Origin of the sequence: Paenibacillus campinasensis (assembly GCF_002272015.1) — a bacterium.
Taxonomy (GTDB): Bacteria; Bacillota; Bacilli; order Paenibacillales; family Paenibacillaceae; genus Paenibacillus_AQ; species Paenibacillus_AQ campinasensis.
Genome location: NZ_NPBY01000021.1, coordinates 193095 through 212417 on the forward strand (window position 1 = coordinate 193095; position 19323 = coordinate 212417).

Consider the following 19323-nt stretch of genomic DNA (forward strand, 5'->3'; position numbering starts at 1 on the left):
TATTCTGCTCGATAGTTATAACACGGACAGAGGAGAAGAAGTTGGAGTCCCCCCAAAAGAAACCGGAGCATGGATTTATCATGCTCCGGCTTTATCACTCCATGTTCTTATGGAACGACATAGATATCCGGTTTCGTAACCGGCCCCATACCGTTCCCCAGGAAGAAGCCTGTATGAGGAGGCTGGTTGTAGGCGACGTTCTGCCAGGCGATGCTCAGCCGGTATACCGGATCATGCATCAGCGTGTATATCTTATGATTGGTCAGATCGGTAGTTGTGTAGATGCGAAGCGCGGTGTTGTCGGATTTTCTCCAGATGACCTCCTCGCGCCAATCGCCGATCAGATCGGCCTGCAGCGTTGGCGTGGCTTTGGTGCCATTGTTGGAGGCGACGCCAGAGCCGGTTAGCAGATTGTACATGGTGTTGTTGTTGTAATTCCACTTGTCGATCCGAATATCGTCCAGCAGCTCTCGGGACAGATCGCCGTCCCACCAGATGCCAAAGTTTATCGAAGGCGTGTTATTGCTGATTTTGGTGCCTGTAATGGAATACAGCCCGACGCCGCCGCTGGCCCATACCTCTACCCCTGGATGGTTCGGGTCAATATCCGCGGCCATACCCCGGCCGGTGTCCCTGCCGGTACGCACCCCCCACAGAATCTGCCCGGTAGCGGCATCCCATACAGCAGCACCGTAAGGTGCATTGGCATCCTCCATAACTTTGAATACTTCAAGTCCAGGCCGGTTTGGATTGAAATCTCCTACATGCAGCGCATCGCCATGCCCGAGTCTGGTGTTGTACAGTGTGGCCCCGTTGTCGTTGATGGTCAGAGCGCCGTAGATGATTTCGTCCTTGCCATCCCCGTCGACATCGGCGACGCTTAAGCTGTGGTTGCCTTGTCCGGCTGTTCCGGGATTGGTGGAGCTGTTGCTGTCAAATGTCCATCTTCGGGTCAGTGCGCGGCCATTCCAGTCATAGGCAACAACAACGGTCCGGGTATAATACCCGCGTGCCATAATGATGCTGGGGTGGACGCCATCAAGATAAGCTACTCCGGCCAGGAAGCGGTCCACACGGTTGCCGTAATTGTCGCCCCAACTGGATACATTTCCTCTTGGCGGAACATAGTCGATGGTCGTTAAGGCTTTGCCTGTCTGACCGGAGAAGACGGTAAGGAACTCGGGCCCGGAGAGCACATAACCATTCGCGTTGCGATGATCGGCATTGGCATTGCCGATGGTGATGCCCGTGCCGTCAACGGTGCCGTCCGCCGTCTTGCAGACGATCTCCGCCTTCCCGTCTCCGTCAAAATCATAAACGAGAAACTGTGTGTAATGCGCGCCGGCCCGAATGTTTCGACCCAGGTCGATTCGCCACAGCCGCGTGCCATTAAGCTTGTAGGCATCCAGGTAAACATTGCCCGTATAGCCGCCTTGGGAATTGTCCTTGGAGTTCGTAGGGTCCCATTTGAGCACGATCTCGTATTCCCCATCGCCATCTAGGTCTCCGATGCTGGCATCATTGGCGCTGTAGGTATAGTTCACCCCATCCGGTGTTCTCCCGCCGGGAGGCGCCTGGATCGGGACATCCAGGTAGTTGTTTGCCCACACGCGGACGGCGGGGGAGGCCGGCTGCTCCACGCCGCCGACGACGGCCCGGACCGTATAAGTGGAAGAAGTCGTGCCCGCAGTATCCAGCAGGTTCGTGCTGTTCGTAATCGGGGCGGCGTTCACTTTAGTTCCGTTCCGATATACATTGAAGGAAGTCGAGAGCTGCTCCGTCCCAAGCAGCCGCCAGCTGATGAACACGCCGCTGCTTACCTTCACCGCTACCAGGCCGCGGCTAATGTTCTCCGCCTGTCTGGGTGCAGCCGACGCTGTGGACACCGGGAGAAACACCGACCCGATCGTGGATACAACAACAACCAGCCCCAGCATCACTCGCCAGAAATGATGTAACCGCTTACTAAACATCATGAGAAACCTCCTTTTTCAATAAAATGATATTGATGATGCTTTTTTTGCGATAGGTTGTCATCTCCCTTCTGGGCTTATTTATGCCCGCTGGAGAACGGCGGATGGACACCGCTGAGGGCAGACCCGTCTTCCACACAGCAAGGCATTACCACATCTATAGATTACATCATAATGTAATATTTTACTATTATTTCCTATAAAAATGTCGATGCTGAGTGTAATCTTTGCTCAAAAAAAGAAGCGCTGGAGAATCATGAATAAATGACCCTTCAGTGCTTCTTTCTATTTTCCTATCCAGATTCACGGAACCACCTGCTATAGACGTGCTGCAACATGTCCCATGAGATCTGTACCCCGCAGGGAGGACGGGAATCCAGGATTCTTATTATGCCCAGTCCCGGCGCAGCGTGAACAGGTCCTTAAGCTCATCGGTGGACAGCTCGGTAATCCAGCCTTCGCCGCTGGAAATAATCTGATCGCTGAGCTGCTGCTTGCTTTCCAGCATCTCGTCTATGCGCTCTTCCAGCGTCCCCATGGAGATGAATTTGTAGACCTGAACATCCTTGGTCTGTCCCATCCGGTATGCGCGGTCGGTCGCCTGATTCTCCACCGCAGGGTTCCACCAGCGATCGAAATGGAACACGTGGTTGGCCGCGGTCAGATTCAGGCCGACACCGCCTGCCTTGATCGAGAGAATCATCACATTCGGCTGTGCTTCCGGCGGCAGGGAGCGGGATTGGAACTGCTCAATCATTCGGTCGCGCGTTCGCTTCGGCGTGCTGCCGTTCAGATAGAGCACGGGCTCCTGAAGCTCCTGCTGCAGCACTCGCTGTATCATCTCGCCCATGCCGATGTACTGCGTGAAGATGAGGCAGCGGTCGCCTTCTTCACGCAGCTCCTTCACCATGGCCAGCAGCCGCTCCAGCTTGGCCGAGCGTCTGACGACTGCCTCGGTGTCGATCAGGGGGCCACCCATCTCTTCGCTGCCGGATCGTCTGGCTGACGCGGGCAGCTCCGGCAAAGGCTCCTTCGTCAGCAGGATCGGGTGATCGCAGAGCTGCTTGAATTGCGTAAGCGCTGCGAGTATCGCGCCCTTGCGCTCGATTCCCTCCAGCTGCTCCATCCGCTGGAGCAGCTCCTGTACGGTCTGGTCGTACAGCGCGCTCTGCTCGGCAGTCAGATGAATGTAGGTTTTCATCTCGTTTTTCTCCGGAAGATCGAGCTGGATGGCCGGGTCTTTCTTCTTGCGCCGAAGCATGAACGGCTTGATGAGCATTTGCAGATCGGCCATGCGCTGCTCGTCCTGGTCTTTCTCGATCGCCTGGATGAATCGGCTGCTAAATCCTCGCAGGCTGCCGAGATAGCCAGGATTGATGAAGTCGTAGATGGACCACAGCTCCGATAGCCGATTCTCGATCGGCGTGCCCGTCAGTGCCACGCGGTGTCTGGCCCGGAGGCTGCGCACGGCTATGGACTGCCGGGTTTCCGCATTTTTAATATTTTGTGCTTCGTCGATGCCGATCGTTTCCCATTTCATCTCTCTTAACATCTCTTGATCCAGGGCGGCCGTTGCATACGAGGTGAGCACGATATCCGCATCGTGTGCCTCTCTGAAAAACGCCTCGTCGGTTTTGCGTCTGCTGCCGTAATGCAGCACCACCCTGAGGGAAGGCGCAAACCGTTCCAGCTCCTTCTGCCAGTTGCCCAGCACCGAGGTCGGGCAGATAAGAAGGGACGGCAGGCGTACCTCGTTCGGCCGGACCGCCCACGCTTTGACATGCAGCAGGTACGCGATAAACTGGACAGTTTTGCCGAGACCCATATCGTCTGCCAGACAGGCGCCAAGGCCGTAACGGCGCATGAAGGCAAGCCAGGAGAAGCCCTCCTGCTGATAGGTGCGCAGCGTGGCCTTAAGCTCGTCGGGGACAGGAACGCTTGGCCATTCCTTCTGCCTGACCAGCTGGCCGAGCAGCTTGGCGAAATGCTCGTTCAGCTCGACGGCGAGCTTCACCCGTTCCGGCGTTTGCAGCTGCTTCTCCGGATCATCCTTCCGCGCCGGCGCGCCGGAGTACTTGCGCTCCCCCTCGGACTCCAGCAGATGCAGCTGCAGAATATCCTGGAAGGACAATCCGTCTTCCCGGTTCATGCCGTCCATCATCTGCCGGATTTGGGCGACGAGCGCCGGATCAAGCGGAATCCACTCGTTCCGGAAGCGGACGAGCCGCTCGCCCCGGGCTACAAGCTCCTTGAACTCGGCCTCGGTCAGGCTCGTCTCACCGATGGCGATACGCCAATCGAAGCTGATCAGCGAATCGAGCCCGAACATCGAACGGCCGCCTTGCGCGCCTTCTCCCCCTTCGCCGGCGCGCAGCTTGGCCCGCAGCTTCGGCTGTTTCCGGCGCGCTGCCTCCCACCAGGCTGGGAGCAGCACCTGCCAGCCTGTCTGCAGCAGGCGATGGCTGACCTCGGTCAGAAACCGCCATGCCTGTTCATCGGACAAAGGCTGGCCGAGGAAGCTCCCGCCCTCGACCAGCATGTCCGCCGGGAGCGCTGCGCGCAGGCCTGTGAGCCAGGCAGCGGCACGCTCATGGATGTGAGTGTCCCATGCTTCGGGCCACGAGCCAAGTGCCGAGCCGCCATCCTTGAGGCCGATCGGGATCAGCTGCCCGGCATCCTGTTTGTCCTGGAGCATAAGCAAGAGCCGCCAATCGTGCGCCTCCTCGTCCGGCTCCAGCAGCTGAAGCAGCGGGCGAAACGGTGCCGTATCCGGCCGCCATCCGATATGGATCAGCCAGGCATGCTGATCCATGCCATCTGCCGCGGACCGGTCGGCGGCAAATAGCAGCGGGTATTCCCGGCGCAGATCGGCTTCAGCCGCTTCGTCGGTATAACGCAGCCGATCCACCGCAGCCGAGAAGGCCGCTTCGAGTCCTTCTTTGTAGTAAGGGCTGTCTGCCAACAGCTTAATCATCTCGCGTTCGTCGGGCTCCAGTGCCCGTTCATCCCAGGTCCAGCTCAGCTTGCCTTGCCGGAAAGCGTCAAGGCTCGGCACATAGTTCTGCGCTTCGATCCAAGCTGCAAATCGGGCCGCCAGCTTCATGAACATGGCGGTTTCCTCATCCCAAGTCCACTCGATATGCTCCAGCAGCCGGAGCTCTGCAAAGAACGAAACGACCTGCTCTGCCGGCAGGATGATCACCTCGACCTCGTCAACGGCCTCGACCGCCAGTTCAGTCCCGTACAGTGATTCCTCATGCCATGCGAACAGTAGGTGCTTCAGCTCCATGCCCGGCAGCGTGCTGCGCATGCTGGTGGAGCCGTAGATCAGCGCATCGCCGTATTCGGTCAAAGCGACATGGATTTTCATCGTATCTGTGTAATGGCTCATGATAACAGCTTTCCTCTCCGCAGCTCTTCCTGAAATGCCCGAAGACGGCTGTGACGGACCGATAGCCCTGTGATGAACAGGTCCCACCGCTCCTGCCGCTTCAGTCGTTTATACAGCTTGGCCAGCCGCTTCAGCAGCTTGACGGCCGCTTTGTAGCCGTCCCGGTTCTTGTGAAGGATATAGCGCTCGACAGCCTGATGATAGAAGGGCAGCAGGAGTTCAGGGGCGTTCTTCTCGATCGGCTGAAGCTCGCTGACCCGAAACTGCAGCGGCTCTTTCTTCAGGCTTAGCTGCAAATCGATCCACAGCCTCCATTCCTCGTAGTAAATCAGGGCCTCCTGATAGATGTCCATCGAGTAAGGGAGCATCTTGCGAAGGGTATCCCACATATCCCCGAGCGCGTCTGGCGACTGCTCCACGACCGCCTGCCAGTAGGCATGGTAGCCGCGCATATGATCGGTGATGTTGCTCTCCAGCATCGGTCCGAGCCGGATCAGCCATCGCTTGAGACGCTCCCACTGTGCCTCATTATAGAGAACCTGGAAGAAATGAAGGATAGGGCCTGCCGGCAGATCACCCTGGTGACGGGTTTCCTCCATGGCTGCCAACGCCTCGTCATCCCGGTTTAAATAGAAGTGCATCAGCCCCTGCGCGATCAGCCAGTGCGTCTTCGACAAGGCTGTGCCCAGTTCCGCTTCAGCGGCCTGCAGATGCCGCAGCTCGTCCTCATAGGCGGCAGGCTCCGGGTGAAGCGGCCGCTTCCAATGCAGCCAGAACTGGATATAGGTGTGGGCATAATATTTGCGGTTTCGCGGCTCCACCAGCATATGCTGCCGAATGCGGTTCAAGGTTTCATCAAGCCGTGGTCGATAGGCTTCCGCTTCAGCCGCCGCAAGCCCGCCTGCCATAATCTGTCCGATTACCCGCAGCAGCTGGTCAGCAGCTATGTGGGTATGATAGCCGAGATAGGTTCCAGAGGAAGCCCAGGCGTTCGGCTGCTTCAGCAGCTTTCCAAGGACAAAGAGATGAGCGTTAAGCTCATACAGCGGATCCAACGCCGCTGGCAGCGGCGGTTTGATGTGATGGAGGGAGGAGAGCGCATTTTTAACGTAAAAGGAATTGTTGGCATTGGCCCCGAGCGAGGCGGTGCACAGCTCAAACAGCTCGTACCAGGCGCTGATCGGCTGCTCTGCCAATTGTTCGGCCTTCTCCCGCCAGTTGACCGACTCGGCCTGTCGCAGACGCTGCTCTTCCGCCGCCTGCCCGGCATAAACCGCAGACCGAAACCCGGCAGCGTGCGCATTGGCCAAAGCGTGCACCGAGCGCCCCAGCGCCTGGGCATACGCCATCATCACGGCCACAATATGCTTGCAGTCCTTGCTGACAGGGCAGCTGCATTCGCTATCTTCCAGGGAGTTCCAGTTCAGACGAACACGATAGAGTTCCTTCCCCTGAACCTCGGCGTCAATGACGCCATCCTCTCCGGTGTCGGTCGAACGGACTCGCCCCAGCTTGAAATACTGGAAGCCCTGCTTGATCGTCACATCGCTGAAGTGCTCCGCAGTGCTCTGAATAAGCTGCTGCCACTGTGCGTCATCTATTGTCGGTATTGAATTCATAAGGTCGTCCCCCGCGCAAAAAAAGTTCTGGGTATCCATTAAATCTACCATATTCGATAAGTCGAAGGAACATGGTGAAGCAGGTTTTAACAGAGGGGATGGACAAGCTGCGCTATTCTTTCTATTTATAAGGAGAGAACAGCTTGATTTGAATGGTATGAATAATCACACTGAACGTGATGTTGGATGGTCTTAACATCGATTCCTCGTTTGTCTTGACTTTGAAATGGAATCTCCAGATTTCACTTCTTTCATTTTGATTACAGCTTGTCACCGGCAGCTTTCGTAGGAGCTTTCATATTTATGAAGAGTTACCCTCACCCGTCCGCTTAGAAATGACGTCGAAAAGTTAGCGATTCTACCAGTCTTTCGCATTTATGTTCTGCATAAATTTTAATGTATAAGACTTTATTACCATTTACTTAAGACTTAAGTATCCTCTAAGATAGGAGTAAATCTGACACAAAATCGAAAAAAATGTCGTATTTTATTCAGGGAAACGCATTCAATGTTAGGTAATATCACATACCCTTTCTTGCAGGGTCTAGCGATGAGGTGGGAATATGCGGCAATGGTTCGGCAAGTCTCTCAAGCACAAGCTTTCCCTGCTGATTATTATTGCAACTTTGGTTCCGTTGCTGTTTCTGGGCATTTTTTCTTTTCGAATGGCGGAGAGCTTCACGGAGGAAAAGGCCAAAATTTCAGGAATGAACACCTTGCGCCAACTGGAGGCGTACTTGGGTACAACGGTGAAAGATGCCGAGAATATATCGGTATTCTTAATCGGTCACAAGGAAGTGCAGTCATATCTCAGGAGCAGTCAGAGCAATTACATCCAGCAGACGGCGATTTTTAACTTTCTAACGAATCTGGCCTTCTCCAAAGACTATATCGCCAACATTATTGTGGAGCCGCTGGATGATAAGGATTCGATTTCCTTTCGGACCCTTGTGCGGTCGGAGTTCACGGATATTGCGCAGGAAGAGCCTGGCTATTATGAGGAGCATGCCAAGTGGTGGTCGGTCGTGCACAGGCAATGGACTTCCGAGGGCGTAAGGAAGGTAATTACGCTGGCAAGGCCGATTCGCAGCACGGACAAGTACAGGCCGATTGGCAATTTGCAGATCAACCTCGATCAGAACGTGATTGCGACCCATGTTCGGCAAGCGGCGCTGGAGCAGACAGGCTTTGTCGTGCTGGTGGATGAGAATCAGCGCATTATCGCCGGCCCGCCGGAGCTGGAGACGAATCTGACGCTGGCTGACTATTATCCATCCATGGGCGAGTTTCACGGGACAAGCGGCAATTTTGATTATGGCGAGGGTGCCGGGAAGAAGACGGTGCTGTACAAAAAAATGCCAAGCGTAGGCTGGATGCTGGTCGGGATCATTCCGACCCAGGAGTATCGCTCACAGAACCAGTATTTTCTGAATTTAACGGCAGTTGCGGTGACGGTGGCCGTGCTGCTGGTTATCATCCTGGTGCTGTTCCTGATTCAGAAGATTACGAATCCGCTAACCGTGCTGGCCCGGTTCCTGAAGAATTCCAGCCCGGAAGAGCCGCTGCCCGTGCTGCCGGTCAAGACGGTGGACGAGGTAGGCCAGCTGATCATTAGCTACAATCGGCTCAGTTCGCGGATTGTGAAGCTGACCGATGAAGTGAAGCTGAACGAATCGCTGAAGAAGGAGGCAGACATGCATGCGCTGCAGGTGCAGATCAATCCGCATTTTCTCTACAACACGCTTTCCTCCATTCACTGGCTGGCCTTGATGAATCAGGATGTGAAGATTGCCGAGATGGTCGGGTCGCTCAGCGATTTCTTGCGCTTCAGTCTCAACAGCGGTCAGGAATATTGCACCATTCAGCAGGAGATTATGCATGTGCGCCATTATGTCAACATTCAGTCGATCCGCTATCCGGATAAATTCCGGTTCGAGGCTCATGTGGATGAGCAGCTGCTTGACCGGAGGATGCTGAAGCTTCTGCTGCAGCCGCTGGTGGAGAATGCGATGCTGCATGGCATCTTGAAACGGGACGGTGAAGGAACGATTGTGATCCGTGTCGAGAAGGAGAGCGGCGATCTTATCCGTTACGTGGTAGAGGACAACGGCATCGGGATGAGTCCCGAGCGACTGAGATGGCTGCGAGAAGGGCTCGCAGAGCCGCCGGTTCAGGACGCGAAGGAGCGAGGGGTGCGCCGCAGCTACGGCCTGCGCAATGTGCACCGAAGACTGATGCTTCACTATGGCAAAAACGCAGGGCTGCATGTGGACAGCACGGAAGGTGTTGGGACCCGAATTGCGTTCACCATTTCCGCGGAGATTCAAGGGAATGGCGGACGAGAACTCATAGACGAGGGAGGCGATGGGCAATGAAGGTGTTGATTGTCGATGACGAGGTCATTATACGCAATGGTCTGAGCACGGTGATCAAGTGGTCGGATTACGGCTTCACGATGCTGCCGCCGGCTGCCTCGGCCGAGGAGGCGCTTCAGCGTATCCCGGATGAAATGCCGGACATTATTTTTACGGATATTCGGATGACGGGAATCAGCGGCCTGGATATGGCTCATGAGGTGAAACAGCAATTTCCGGGGATCGAGATCATTGTCATCTCCGGTTTTGACGAATTTACGTATGCCCAGCAGGCGATGCGCGAAGGGGTGCGCGATTATCTGCTGAAGACGAGCCGCCCTGGAGAAATCGTCCAGGCTGCTCTGAAGGTGAAGGACCGGCTGGAGAAGCGGCGTCAGAGCCAGGCGCAGGGCAAAGCGCAGGAGATGGTGGTGAATCGCGGCTTTCTGCGGCGACTGCTCGCATCCGGCGTGTCCCCTGATGAACAGGCTCAGGAGGAGTTCAAGGAGCGGTTCCCTGATCTGCGCATGGATGAGGGACAGGGACAGCTCCAGGTATGGATGCTGTCGATACGCCTGCCGGAGCACAGTGGAGACGGCAGCCCCGGCGGGGACTTGCTGGGGTTGATCGGAGGCTGTCTGGCTGAATCGGTGCCTTGTGCATGGCTGGAGTGGAGCGGCATGCTGCTCGTGTTGACGCGGGTTGAAGAGCCCGGTGCGCTGAGCAGAATGGACGCGGCCATCCGCAAGGTGCAGCCGAGCACCGGCTATCAGATCATATCGGCCAGCGGTGAGTCGGTAAGCCGTCTTGGGGAGCTTCCGCGAGCCTTGGATACGGCGGTGCAGGCCAGCTCGTACATGTGGCTGCTTGGCGGGGAGCAAAGCATTCGCTATGCGGATATCGGAAAACGAAAGGGCATACGGACCGTATGCAGCGTAGAGGAAGAATCCGAGCTGTCGTCCCTGCTGCGCTCAGGCAGTCGGGCCAGACTCGAGGCATGGGTGGCCGAGCTGTTTGAGCGTATCCGAAGCAGCAAGGAGGCGACGCCCGGCTCAGCGGAAGCCTATCTGAACTCACTGCTTGTCGCTGCCCAGCGCTGGCTGGAGCGCGCGGCTGCCTCGATCGGCTACACCAAGCCGCTGCAGCAGCAGGACGCGCTGAATATTCGCGAGCTGAACAGCCGTCCGGATGAACTGCTATTTCAGGCCCTGGAGCGGATCATGAAGCAGTATGGCGAGATGTCGGCAGCTACGAGCCCCGTGCAGCGGGCGGTGGAGTATATCCACGAGCACTTGGGGTTAAGCCTGTCCTTGCAGCAGGTTGCACGGCATGTTCATATGAATCCGAACTATTTTAGTGAGATGTTCAAGAAGGAGACCGGGCAGAATTACATCGAATTTGTGACCCAGGCCAAACTGCGCAAGGCGATGATATTGCTGAAGGAAACGCCAGCCAAAGTGAGCGAAATCGCCAACGATGTCGGTTACGAGGATATCAAGTATTTCAACCGCTTATTCAAGAAGTTTACAGGTCAGACACCTTCCGAATATCGGACAAGTTCTGAATTTTGTCCCTCTATCGACTGAATTATATCCCCTGTGTAGCGGGTGCAGGCTCTTATATACTTGGACTAATCAGCTAGACATTAACTGCAATCGACTAAAAAAAAGGGGGATTGACCATGAGACCACAACGGAAAATAGGTCTTGTACTGCTGATAATGACACTGATTCTTGCAGCCTGCGGAGGCGGGCAGAGCAGCAATCAGACAGGCAGCGGAAGCTCAACTAGCGAGGAAAAGGTAAAGCTGACGGTCTGGCACAACTTTGCGGGTGACGATCTTCGGGCCCAAACAGTTAGAAGTTTTATCGACCAATTTGCCGCAGAGCACCCAGAGGTAACGCTGGATGCGCAGGCGATTCCAACCGACGGTTACCGTCAACGCCTGAGCACCGTGGCAGCCGCTAATGAAATGCCGGACGTATTTCTTGTATACGCGGGAAGTCAGTCTGCCGAATTTCATCAAGCAAACCTGATTCAGCCGATTACGGAAATTCTGGATGCGCATCCGGAATGGAGAGACAGCTTCCTGGATGGAGCGTTTGACCCGTATGAATTCGAAGAAGGTCAATTCTATTCCGCTCCGATTGCGATGTCCGCAACCTCGATGTTGTTCTACAACAAAGCGTTGTTCGAACAGCATAACGTAGAGGTACCGACAACGTGGGATGAGCTGATGACAGCCATTAACACCTTTAATGATAACGGCGTAACGCCGATTGCACTTGGCAACAAAGCGCCTTGGGTAGCTCAATCGACCATTATTGGCGCCATTGCAGACCGGGTAACCGGAACTGACTGGTTCGTCAATGCTGTTGCACAGCAAGGGGCGAAATTTACTGATCCTGAGTTTATCGAAGCGCTGGGTTACTTCAAACAGCTGGTAGACAACAATGCCTTCCAGGAAGGTGCAAACAGCATCGACAATACGCAGGCTGAGCAATACTTCATCCAGGGCAATGCAGCGATGATGATCAGCGGTGCGTGGACATTGACAAACCTCGCTGCATCAGCTACGGAAGAGCAAATGAAGGATATTGAAGTTACTGTAGTTCCGGCGATTCCGGAAGGCAGAGGGGAAGCCAATACGATTACGGGCGGCGCAGGCGGCGGCATGGCCCTCAGCAGCAGAACCGAAGGCAAAGCGAAAGAACTGGCGCTGGAACTGATCTACACGATGAGTGGTCCGGAAGCGCAGAAGGCGATCGCAGAGAGCAACTCCATGGTAATGTACGACACCGAGATTGACGAATCCAAAGTTACGCCTCTGTACTACAAAGCCTTTAATCTGGTGAAATCAAGCGGAATTACGCCGGTGTATGATGCTTATCTGTCTGCGGAAGCGGCTGAGGTGATCAACAACGGTCTGCAGGAGATTATGATGGGCGGCTCTGTCGAGGAAGTCGCACAGCGGCTTCAGGACGCGCAGGCCAGATCGGCTACTCCATAAGACATCTTGGATGATCACGCACGAGGATTAGGAAGGAGGCTGCCATGCCTACAGCCATGCGAAGCAAAGGATTTATAGCGATAGCGCTGCTTCCCGCGCTTCTGATTTTTCTGACATTTGTCATTGTACCGGTCTTTTGGTCGGCATACTACGGATTTTTTAGCTGGAAGGGCTTCGGGGACGCCACCTTTATCGGGCTTGACAACTATACGGAAATGTTAAAGGACCCGGTCTTCTGGCGGGCGCTCCGAAACAACCTGATTCTGGTCGTGTCATCGATCATCGGCCAAGTTCCGGTTGCCCTAATCCTGGCCATCCTGTTGTCTAAAAATTCGTTCTTTACACGCTTCATCCGGTCGGCTGTGTTCATGCCGATGGTGCTGTCCACCGTAGTTGTCGGTCTGATCTGGGGCTACATCTACCATCCGCAGTTTGGCATCGCCAACTACGTGCTGGAGCTGCTCGGACTGGAATCCTGGACCCGGGCCTGGTTGTCCGATCCGAAGGTGAACATGCTGGCGATTTCGATTCCGATCAACTGGGCCAACATCGGCCCGTATATGGTCATCTTCATCGCCGCCCTGCAGAACATCTCACCCGAGATTCATGATGCGGCGAAAATCGACGGCTCTGCCGGATGGAACAAGCTGAAGAGCATTACGTTGCCGATGATCTGGGGCACGGTGGTGGTAACCATCATTCTCTGTATCTCGGGAAGCCTGAAAGCATTCGACCATGTCATGATCATGACCGGCGGCGGACCGGCCCGCTCTACGGAGCTGCTGGCCACCTACATGTATAACAGCACCTTTGCGGTGTACCGTTACGGTTTCGGCTCGGCCGTCTCCACCATGATTATGGTGATCAGCGCATTGCTGATCGGCTTGAACTATATCATCACGCGCAGAAAGCCCAGCTAACATGAAGGAGGGAGCGATATGAGTTCATTAACGACCGGTTCCGGAAATTCCGGTTTCAGCAAGAAGACGCTGCTTAAGGGACTGTCCGGCTTCGGAAAGCTGTTGCTGTTCGTCTATGCAGTGGTTACGCTCTATCCCTTGTACTGGCTTTTCTCCAGCGCGTTCAAGACCAATCAGGATTTCTTCTCCAATCCTTACGGTCTGCCGACCGAGTGGATGACGGACAATATTTTCCGGGCTTGGGAGCTCGGAAATATGGGAAGAGCGATGCTAAATTCGACCATCGTGACGCTGGCTGCGATGGTGCTGACCATCATATTCAGCTTGCTTGCAGCCTATGCGTTATCCCGATTTCAGTTTCGTCTCAAAAAAGTCATCGTGATGCTCTTCACCGTCGGATTGCTGATTCCGATTCACAGCACCTTGGTTCCGCTATTCATCATGATGAACAAAATCGGGTTGCTGGACACCTATGGCGCGTTAATTCTGCCTTACACGGCGATTGAGCTGCCGATCGCAATCTTTCTCGGGATGGCTTACATGTCTTCCATCCCAAGGGAAATTGAAGAGGCGGCCATGATTGACGGCAGCGGCTGGTGGGGGATCTTCGGCAGAATGATCCTTCCGCTCTGCCTGCCGATTGTGGCCACCGTCTCGATCCTGGCGTTCCTCAGGTTCTGGAACGACTTCTCGTTTGCACTCGTCTTCATCAATACGCAGTCCCTGAAGACGCTGCCGCTGAGCCTGTCCCTGTTCTCGGACGGCTTCGGCACCGACTACAGCCTCACGATGAGCGCGATGGCCATTGCGGTCATTCCGACGATCGTAGCGTATCTGATCCTGCAGGAGCAGATCATGAAGGGCATGGTGGCCGGATCGATCAAGGGCTAAGCGATCGTAATGAAGCATATGAATGACCAAGCTTATAAACCATTTAACACATGAACGAATTCCCTCGCAGCAGGAGCAGGGCCTGATGAAGGCCTGCTCCTGCTGCTTTTGTTTATTTCATTAATATAGTCGTTTTATCCGCGGGGAGCATGACAATTCTGTTATTGCGGCCTTGTGCTGTCCGAGCTCTGCCTGCCCGTAATCAGGTGATCATCCCAGTCGGGAAAGGTGTCCGGTACGGCGGCTGTTTCCCGGAACTTCATTGGCGACATGCCGTAATTGGCCCGAAATACGCGGTGGAAGTAGGAGTAACTGGCAAAACCGCAGGTTTCCGCGATTTCCTCAAGCGTCATGGTGCTGTATTTCATCCGTTCTATCGCGGCATTCAGCCTGATCTCCAGCGCATATTGGATCATCGTTTTGCCATAGTATTCCCGGAACAACTTCGCGGCCCGAGACTGGCTGAGGCCGACTGAAGCGGCGGCTTCCTCCAGCTTGAACGTTACCGTTGCATGCTCCTCCACGAACCGCTTCAGCCGCAGGGCGGTGAAAGCAAGGCGGTCTGCCGGCTTGGTCTCCATAATCGTCCGGTCCAGACAAAGGCAGAGACTGCGCAGTAAATAGCCGGCCAGCTCGCTGTTCTCCTCCTCAAGTCCCCGGCGCTTCTCCAGCAGCATTTGCCGCCACAACCCCAGCAGATGATCGTCCAGACCGACATGGCTGACGACAGGGCGGTTCATGCGCCCCCACCACTCATCGATCCATTCCCCGTCGCAGAATAAATAATAATCTCCGCTGGACACCCGACCGTCCTGGGCGTCGTCCTTGACTCGCAGTTCATATTCATCCCCAGGCTGCAGAAGCAGCAGGTCGCCGCCCTGTACCTGGTGAACCGTTCCGTTGCAATAGATTTCGCAGGCGCCCTCGGTTTGGAGACGGAACAGATAGGTCGTCAGGCCGCCCCGATGACTGTTGCTGAATTGCTGAAAATGGTAGGAGTAATCACAGATCAGCAGCCTTGCATCCAACATGGAAATTACCTCCAGTAAAAATATGAGCAAATAGTTCATGTTGCAATCATATTGTTTATGTTCATTTTAGCCTATATGCATGTATGATAGTAGCAGATAGAGCAGTTACTCATTTTTTGAATTGAGGTGCGTAATAGATGAGAAGAATGAACATTGGTCTGCAGCTGTACACGCTGCGCGATGAAACAGCGAAGGATTTCCGCGGAACACTGCGCAAGGTAGCCGAGCTCGGATATGAAGGCGTAGAGTTTGCAGGATACGGCGACATTCCCGCAGAAGAAATGAAAACGCTTCTTCAAGAACTCGGTCTGAAAGCGATCGGCAGCCATGTAGGTCTGCATTTGCTTCGCGAGGACGCTCAGAAGGAAATCGATTATCTGAAGACCATCGGCGCTAAATACATGATGTGTCCGTATGTGGCTCCGGAGGAGCGCGGGGTTGAAGATTGGAAGCGCTTGTTCCCGTACCTTCAGGAAGTGGGTGAATTGGCTCGCGAGCAGGGACTGATCTTCGGTTATCATAACCATGACTTTGAATTCGAAGCCAAGGTAGAAGATGAGTTTGTGTTCGACGCGATGTATTCAGCCACAACGCCGGATGCCGTGCAAGTGGAAATGGACGTATGCTGGGTACAATTTGCCGGACAGGATCCGCTGGAGTACATCTCCAAGTATACTGGCCGTCTGCCGCTCCTTCACCTGAAAGATTTCAGCAAGGAAGCTGATGGCAGCATGAAGACGCTGGAGCTTGGTCAAGGTTCTGTTAACCTTCCAGGCGTTATCCAGGCTGCTTCTGACGCAGGCACGGAATGGCTTATCGTGGAGCAGGATGTATGTCAGAACCCGCCGCTTCAAAGTGTTGAGAACAGCATGAACTGGCTGAAACAGAACTACCTGAACCAATTTTAATGGTTCAGGGACCACGATCAGTGCTTGATGTGTACCTGTTGTCTCATCTAACCGCTTAGCAGCATGATCCCTTTGGTTCAGGAAGCTGCCTGACCAAGCGGGATCATCATGCTAGGCCCCTGGACAGCATGTCCGCGCTTAATTAAACAAACGAACCTTTAATCGGAAAGGAAGATTGATTCATGAGCAAAGTAAGAGTAGCAGTATTCGGCTGTGGTGCTATTGCCCAGCGCAGACATATTCCTGAATATGCAGCAAATGAAAATGTTGAATTGGTCGCTTTTGCCGATCCGGTTATTGCACGTGCTGAAGAGATGGCTGCACAGTATGGCGGCAAGGCTTATGCCGACTATGAGGAGCTTCTGAAGAACGAGAAGCTGGATGCGGTTAGCGTATGTACACCGAACTATCTGCATGCGCCGATGACAATTGCTGCGGCAAATGCCGGGCTGCATGTGCTGGTAGAGAAGCCAATGGCTGCAACGACAGAAGAAGGCGAGCAAATGATCGAAGCTGCCCGCAAGAACAATGTGTTCCTGATGGTTGGCCACAATCAGCGCCTCATGCCTCCGCATGTGAAAGCGAAGGAAATTCTCGATTCCGGCCGGCTCGGTAAAGTTCTGATCTTCCGTACTTCCTTCGGCCATGGCGGTCCGGAAGGATGGAGCGTGGACGGACGCGACAGCTGGTTCTTCCGCAAGGATGAAGCGATCATGGGCGCGATGGGTGACCTTGGTGTGCATAAATCCGACTTTATCCGCTATCTTCTAAACGACGAGATCGTCGAGGTGGCAGGCTTCATCGGCACCGTTCATAAAGAAGGAACCGATGTGGACGACAACGCAACCTGCATCGTTCGCATGAAGAGCGGCGCTGTCGGCACGCTGATGGCGAGCTGGACGCACTACCGCGGCGGCGACAACGGTACGGTTCTCTGGTGTGAGCATGGCGTTATGAAGATCGGTACAGTGGAAGGCGACGAGGTTATCGTGGAGCTGACCAACGGTACTGTGGAAACCTACAAAGTCGGCGCGATGGCAACGAACGAGAAGCAAGTACCAAGCGGTGTCATTGATGAGTTCGTTGATTGCATCGTGACCAACACGCCTCCAAGAATCTCCGGTGAAGAAGGACTGCGCTCCCTGAACGTAATTCTGGGCGCATTCGAATCCCAGGCGAACGGCAAGGTCGTCAAGCTGTAATAAGGAATATGATCGAATAAATATAAAGTGACCTCTGAAGTCTTCATCCTCAGGGGTCATTTTTGTTTAGGTTTGGCTGCAGACGAGGCGTTTCCTGGTAAGGGAGATAGCCGAGTCCCGTATTTTTACGTGTGTAAAAGGGCAATATTCGCCGAGCGAGGAAGCGGGATCCGCGTTAAGTTATAGGCATTCCACGATAAAGGAGAAGGTAATTTCATGAGAATGCTGAATGATCCGCGGATGTTCATACTGCTGTTTTTAATGAGTTTTACACTCGCCGGCCAGTTCTATCTGGGTTTCTTTCAAGGATGGAGGGACATTATAGCCTCCGTTGTCACAGCAGTCCTGCTGGAATTTATGATTGTAGGCTTGAAGCATCGGACATGGAAATTTCCTTTAAGCGCTCTGATTACCGGGCTTGGCATCGGTTTGCTGTTAAGCTCTCATCTTACTTGGCCTTATGTTCTAACCTCCGTTTTGGCTATAACGATCAAGCATGCAGTACGAATCGGCAATCGCCATGTGTTTAATCCGAACAATGTGGCCATGGTCCTCATGCTGTTTTTTCTCCCGCAATATGCGGTCAGTACCCCTAAACAATGGACGAACGGCATGGAGGTCATGGTGATTATATTGCTGTTCGGATTCCTGGCTGCCTACAAGGCCAAACGGATCGACACGGTCCTTTCGTTTGCAACGGGATTTGCCCTGTTTGCAGCACTGCGTCATTGGGGGCTTGGCGAGCCGTTCTTTTTTTCCTTTGGCCCGATGCTGGGAGCTGCGTTTCAGTTATTTACCTTCTTCATGATTACAGATCCCAGAACCACCCCCGAAAGCCGAAGTAGTCGTATCACCTTTGGCCTGTTCATCGCTATGGCTGACGCCATATTGCGAGTAGCTGAGGTCAATCATTCCCTGTTCTATGCCGCTTTTCTGGTCACCTTGCTGATGGGAGTGCCGCTTCGTCTGTGGAAGCTTCGCGGTCCATCGCATGGATGACGAATAACACCCAAATCATCCACATTTTCCACGAGCCTTCGAGCCTTTCTATTCACAATAATGAAGAAGAAAACAATTCTGGCTGGGAGGTTACCCATGAAAAATGAAGTTCGGACGAAATTGCGACCTGTCGTGCATTGGGAGGACTACAGACTGGACCCGAGGTATTTCATCCTCATATTTCTGTCTCTGTTTGCGATCCTTGGACAGGTCTACCTCGGGTTCTTTCAACGGTGGGAAGCGGTGTTCATCTCGGTTGCCTGTACAACCTTGACGGAGCTGTTCTTGTCTCGCTGGAAAAAGGGAAGCTGGTCGTTCCCGCTCAGCGGCATCATTACCGGTATTGGTGTGAGCCTTTTGCTAAGCTCCAACGTACTGTGGATCTATGCGGTTACAGCGGTGATCTCGATTGCGCTAAAGTATGCGCTGCGATTTAAAGGGGCCCATATTTTTAATCCGAACAACGTGGCCATGGTCATTGTCCTTGTGTTGCTGCCCCAATTTGCCGTAAGCACGCCCAAGCAGTGGACGAACGGAATTGAAGTCATGCTGATGATCATGCTGCTTGGCATCCTAGTGTGTTATATGGCGAACCGTTTGGATTCCGTACTCACCTTCCTGGGCAGCTTCACGCTTTTTGCATTGTTAAGGCATTTATGGTTTGGCGCTCCGCTGTTCGCAGCGCTTGGTCCTCTGATGGGGGCCGGTCTACAATTGTTTGCCTTTTTTATGATGACCGATCCGAAGTCCACTCCGACTACCCGAAGAGCCCGTATTCTGTTTGCATTTCTGGTTGCGCTCATGGATGCTGTCTTCCGGATTCAACGCGTGCCGAACCCTCAGTTCTACGCATTGTTTACGATCAGTTTGCTCTTCATTATCCCGTATCGTTATTGGATCGCGCGTCAAGCCGACCGAAACGGGGAGCCAGCGTCTGCACCAACCAAGTGAGCAAGAGACAGGTGACCAAGCATTTTCCTGTACCAAGGGGAATCGCTTGGTTTTTTATTGTCTAAATAAATAAC

General features: G+C 54.1%; 13 protein-coding genes. 9 read left to right on the top strand and 4 right to left on the bottom strand.

Features of this window, described 5'->3' with window-relative positions:
* Window positions 1-107 precede the first annotated feature (107 nt).
* The 3 genes from CHH67_RS07020 to CHH67_RS07030 all read right to left on the bottom strand — a co-directional run bounded on the left by CHH67_RS07020 (window position 108) and on the right by CHH67_RS07030 (window position 6983).
* Window positions 108-1973 (bottom strand): rhamnogalacturonan lyase, encoded by a 1866-nt coding sequence (locus tag CHH67_RS07020; protein WP_483406829.1) that lies wholly within the window; start codon window positions 1971-1973, stop codon window positions 108-110.
* A 388-nt stretch (window positions 1974-2361) separates the two neighbouring features.
* Window positions 2362-5364, bottom strand: coding sequence for a DEAD/DEAH box helicase (locus tag CHH67_RS07025; protein WP_095264374.1), 3003 nt, complete (start codon window positions 5362-5364; stop codon window positions 2362-2364).
* Window positions 5361-6983 (bottom strand): SWIM zinc finger family protein, encoded by a 1623-nt coding sequence (locus tag CHH67_RS07030; protein ID WP_095264377.1) that lies wholly within the window; start codon window positions 6981-6983, stop codon window positions 5361-5363. The genes CHH67_RS07025 and CHH67_RS07030 overlap by 4 nt, the downstream gene beginning before the upstream one ends.
* 563 nt (window positions 6984-7546) lie before the next feature.
* Between CHH67_RS07030 and CHH67_RS07035 the strand changes: the two genes are divergently transcribed.
* The 5 genes from CHH67_RS07035 (at window position 7547) to CHH67_RS07055 (ending at window position 14158) form a co-directional block, all read left to right on the top strand.
* Complete coding sequence (locus tag CHH67_RS07035) at window positions 7547-9358, top strand: cache domain-containing sensor histidine kinase (protein WP_095264379.1); 1812 nt, start codon at window positions 7547-7549, stop codon at window positions 9356-9358.
* Window positions 9355-10923, top strand: coding sequence for a response regulator transcription factor (locus tag CHH67_RS07040; RefSeq protein ID WP_095264381.1), 1569 nt, complete (start codon window positions 9355-9357; stop codon window positions 10921-10923). The genes CHH67_RS07035 and CHH67_RS07040 overlap by 4 nt, the downstream gene beginning before the upstream one ends.
* Window positions 10924-11018: 95 nt before the next feature.
* Window positions 11019-12347, top strand: a complete 1329-nt coding sequence (locus tag CHH67_RS07045) for an extracellular solute-binding protein (protein ID WP_095264383.1) — start codon at window positions 11019-11021, stop codon at window positions 12345-12347.
* Between the two features lie 44 nt (window positions 12348-12391).
* Complete coding sequence (locus CHH67_RS07050) at window positions 12392-13267, top strand: carbohydrate ABC transporter permease (protein WP_095264386.1); 876 nt, start codon at window positions 12392-12394, stop codon at window positions 13265-13267.
* A gap of 18 nt (window positions 13268-13285) precedes the next feature.
* A complete protein-coding gene (locus CHH67_RS07055) occupies window positions 13286-14158 on the top strand; it encodes a carbohydrate ABC transporter permease (protein ID WP_095264388.1) in 873 nt (290 codons plus the stop codon).
* 161 nt (window positions 14159-14319) lie between these two features.
* On the opposite strand, the gene CHH67_RS07060 is transcribed toward CHH67_RS07055, so the two are convergent.
* Window positions 14320-15189, bottom strand: a complete 870-nt coding sequence (locus CHH67_RS07060) for a helix-turn-helix domain-containing protein (protein WP_179292073.1) — start codon at window positions 15187-15189, stop codon at window positions 14320-14322.
* 137 nt (window positions 15190-15326) lie between these two features.
* Between CHH67_RS07060 and CHH67_RS07065 the strand changes: the two genes are divergently transcribed.
* The 4 genes from CHH67_RS07065 (at window position 15327) to CHH67_RS07080 (ending at window position 19249) form a co-directional block, all read left to right on the top strand.
* The gene (locus CHH67_RS07065) at window positions 15327-16097 is read left to right on the top strand and encodes a sugar phosphate isomerase/epimerase family protein (protein ID WP_095264390.1); all 771 of its coding nucleotides are present in this window, start codon (window positions 15327-15329) and stop codon (window positions 16095-16097) included.
* 182 nt (window positions 16098-16279) lie between these two features.
* A complete protein-coding gene (locus CHH67_RS07070) occupies window positions 16280-17299 on the top strand; it encodes a Gfo/Idh/MocA family protein (RefSeq protein ID WP_095264392.1) in 1020 nt (339 codons plus the stop codon).
* 216 nt (window positions 17300-17515) lie between these two features.
* A complete protein-coding gene (locus CHH67_RS07075; protein WP_244908117.1) occupies window positions 17516-18298 on the top strand; it encodes an RnfABCDGE type electron transport complex subunit D in 783 nt (260 codons plus the stop codon).
* 96 nt (window positions 18299-18394) lie between these two features.
* The gene (locus CHH67_RS07080; RefSeq protein ID WP_095264394.1) at window positions 18395-19249 is read left to right on the top strand and encodes an RnfABCDGE type electron transport complex subunit D; all 855 of its coding nucleotides are present in this window, start codon (window positions 18395-18397) and stop codon (window positions 19247-19249) included.
* Window positions 19250-19323 lie beyond the last annotated feature (74 nt).

Bases quoted from the DNA above. Each gene is read 5' to 3' on its own strand.
- CHH67_RS07020 (WP_483406829.1), bottom strand. From the start codon at position 1,973: ATGTTTAGTAAGCGGTTACATCATTTCTGGCGAGTGATGCTGGGGCTG.
- CHH67_RS07025 (WP_095264374.1), bottom strand. From the start codon at position 5,364: ATGAGCCATTACACAGATACGATGAAAATCCATGTCGCTTTGACCGAA.
- CHH67_RS07030 (WP_095264377.1), bottom strand. From the start codon at position 6,983: ATGAATTCAATACCGACAATAGATGACGCACAGTGGCAGCAGCTTATT.
- CHH67_RS07035 (WP_095264379.1), top strand. From the start codon at position 7,547: ATGCGGCAATGGTTCGGCAAGTCTCTCAAGCACAAGCTTTCCCTGCTG.
- CHH67_RS07040 (WP_095264381.1), top strand. From the start codon at position 9,355: ATGAAGGTGTTGATTGTCGATGACGAGGTCATTATACGCAATGGTCTG.
- CHH67_RS07045 (WP_095264383.1), top strand. From the start codon at position 11,019: ATGAGACCACAACGGAAAATAGGTCTTGTACTGCTGATAATGACACTG.
- CHH67_RS07050 (WP_095264386.1), top strand. From the start codon at position 12,392: ATGCCTACAGCCATGCGAAGCAAAGGATTTATAGCGATAGCGCTGCTT.
- CHH67_RS07055 (WP_095264388.1), top strand. From the start codon at position 13,286: ATGAGTTCATTAACGACCGGTTCCGGAAATTCCGGTTTCAGCAAGAAG.
- CHH67_RS07060 (WP_179292073.1), bottom strand. From the start codon at position 15,189: ATGTTGGATGCAAGGCTGCTGATCTGTGATTACTCCTACCATTTTCAG.
- CHH67_RS07065 (WP_095264390.1), top strand. From the start codon at position 15,327: ATGAGAAGAATGAACATTGGTCTGCAGCTGTACACGCTGCGCGATGAA.
- CHH67_RS07070 (WP_095264392.1), top strand. From the start codon at position 16,280: ATGAGCAAAGTAAGAGTAGCAGTATTCGGCTGTGGTGCTATTGCCCAG.
- CHH67_RS07075 (WP_244908117.1), top strand. From the start codon at position 17,516: ATGAGAATGCTGAATGATCCGCGGATGTTCATACTGCTGTTTTTAATG.
- CHH67_RS07080 (WP_095264394.1), top strand. From the start codon at position 18,395: ATGAAAAATGAAGTTCGGACGAAATTGCGACCTGTCGTGCATTGGGAG.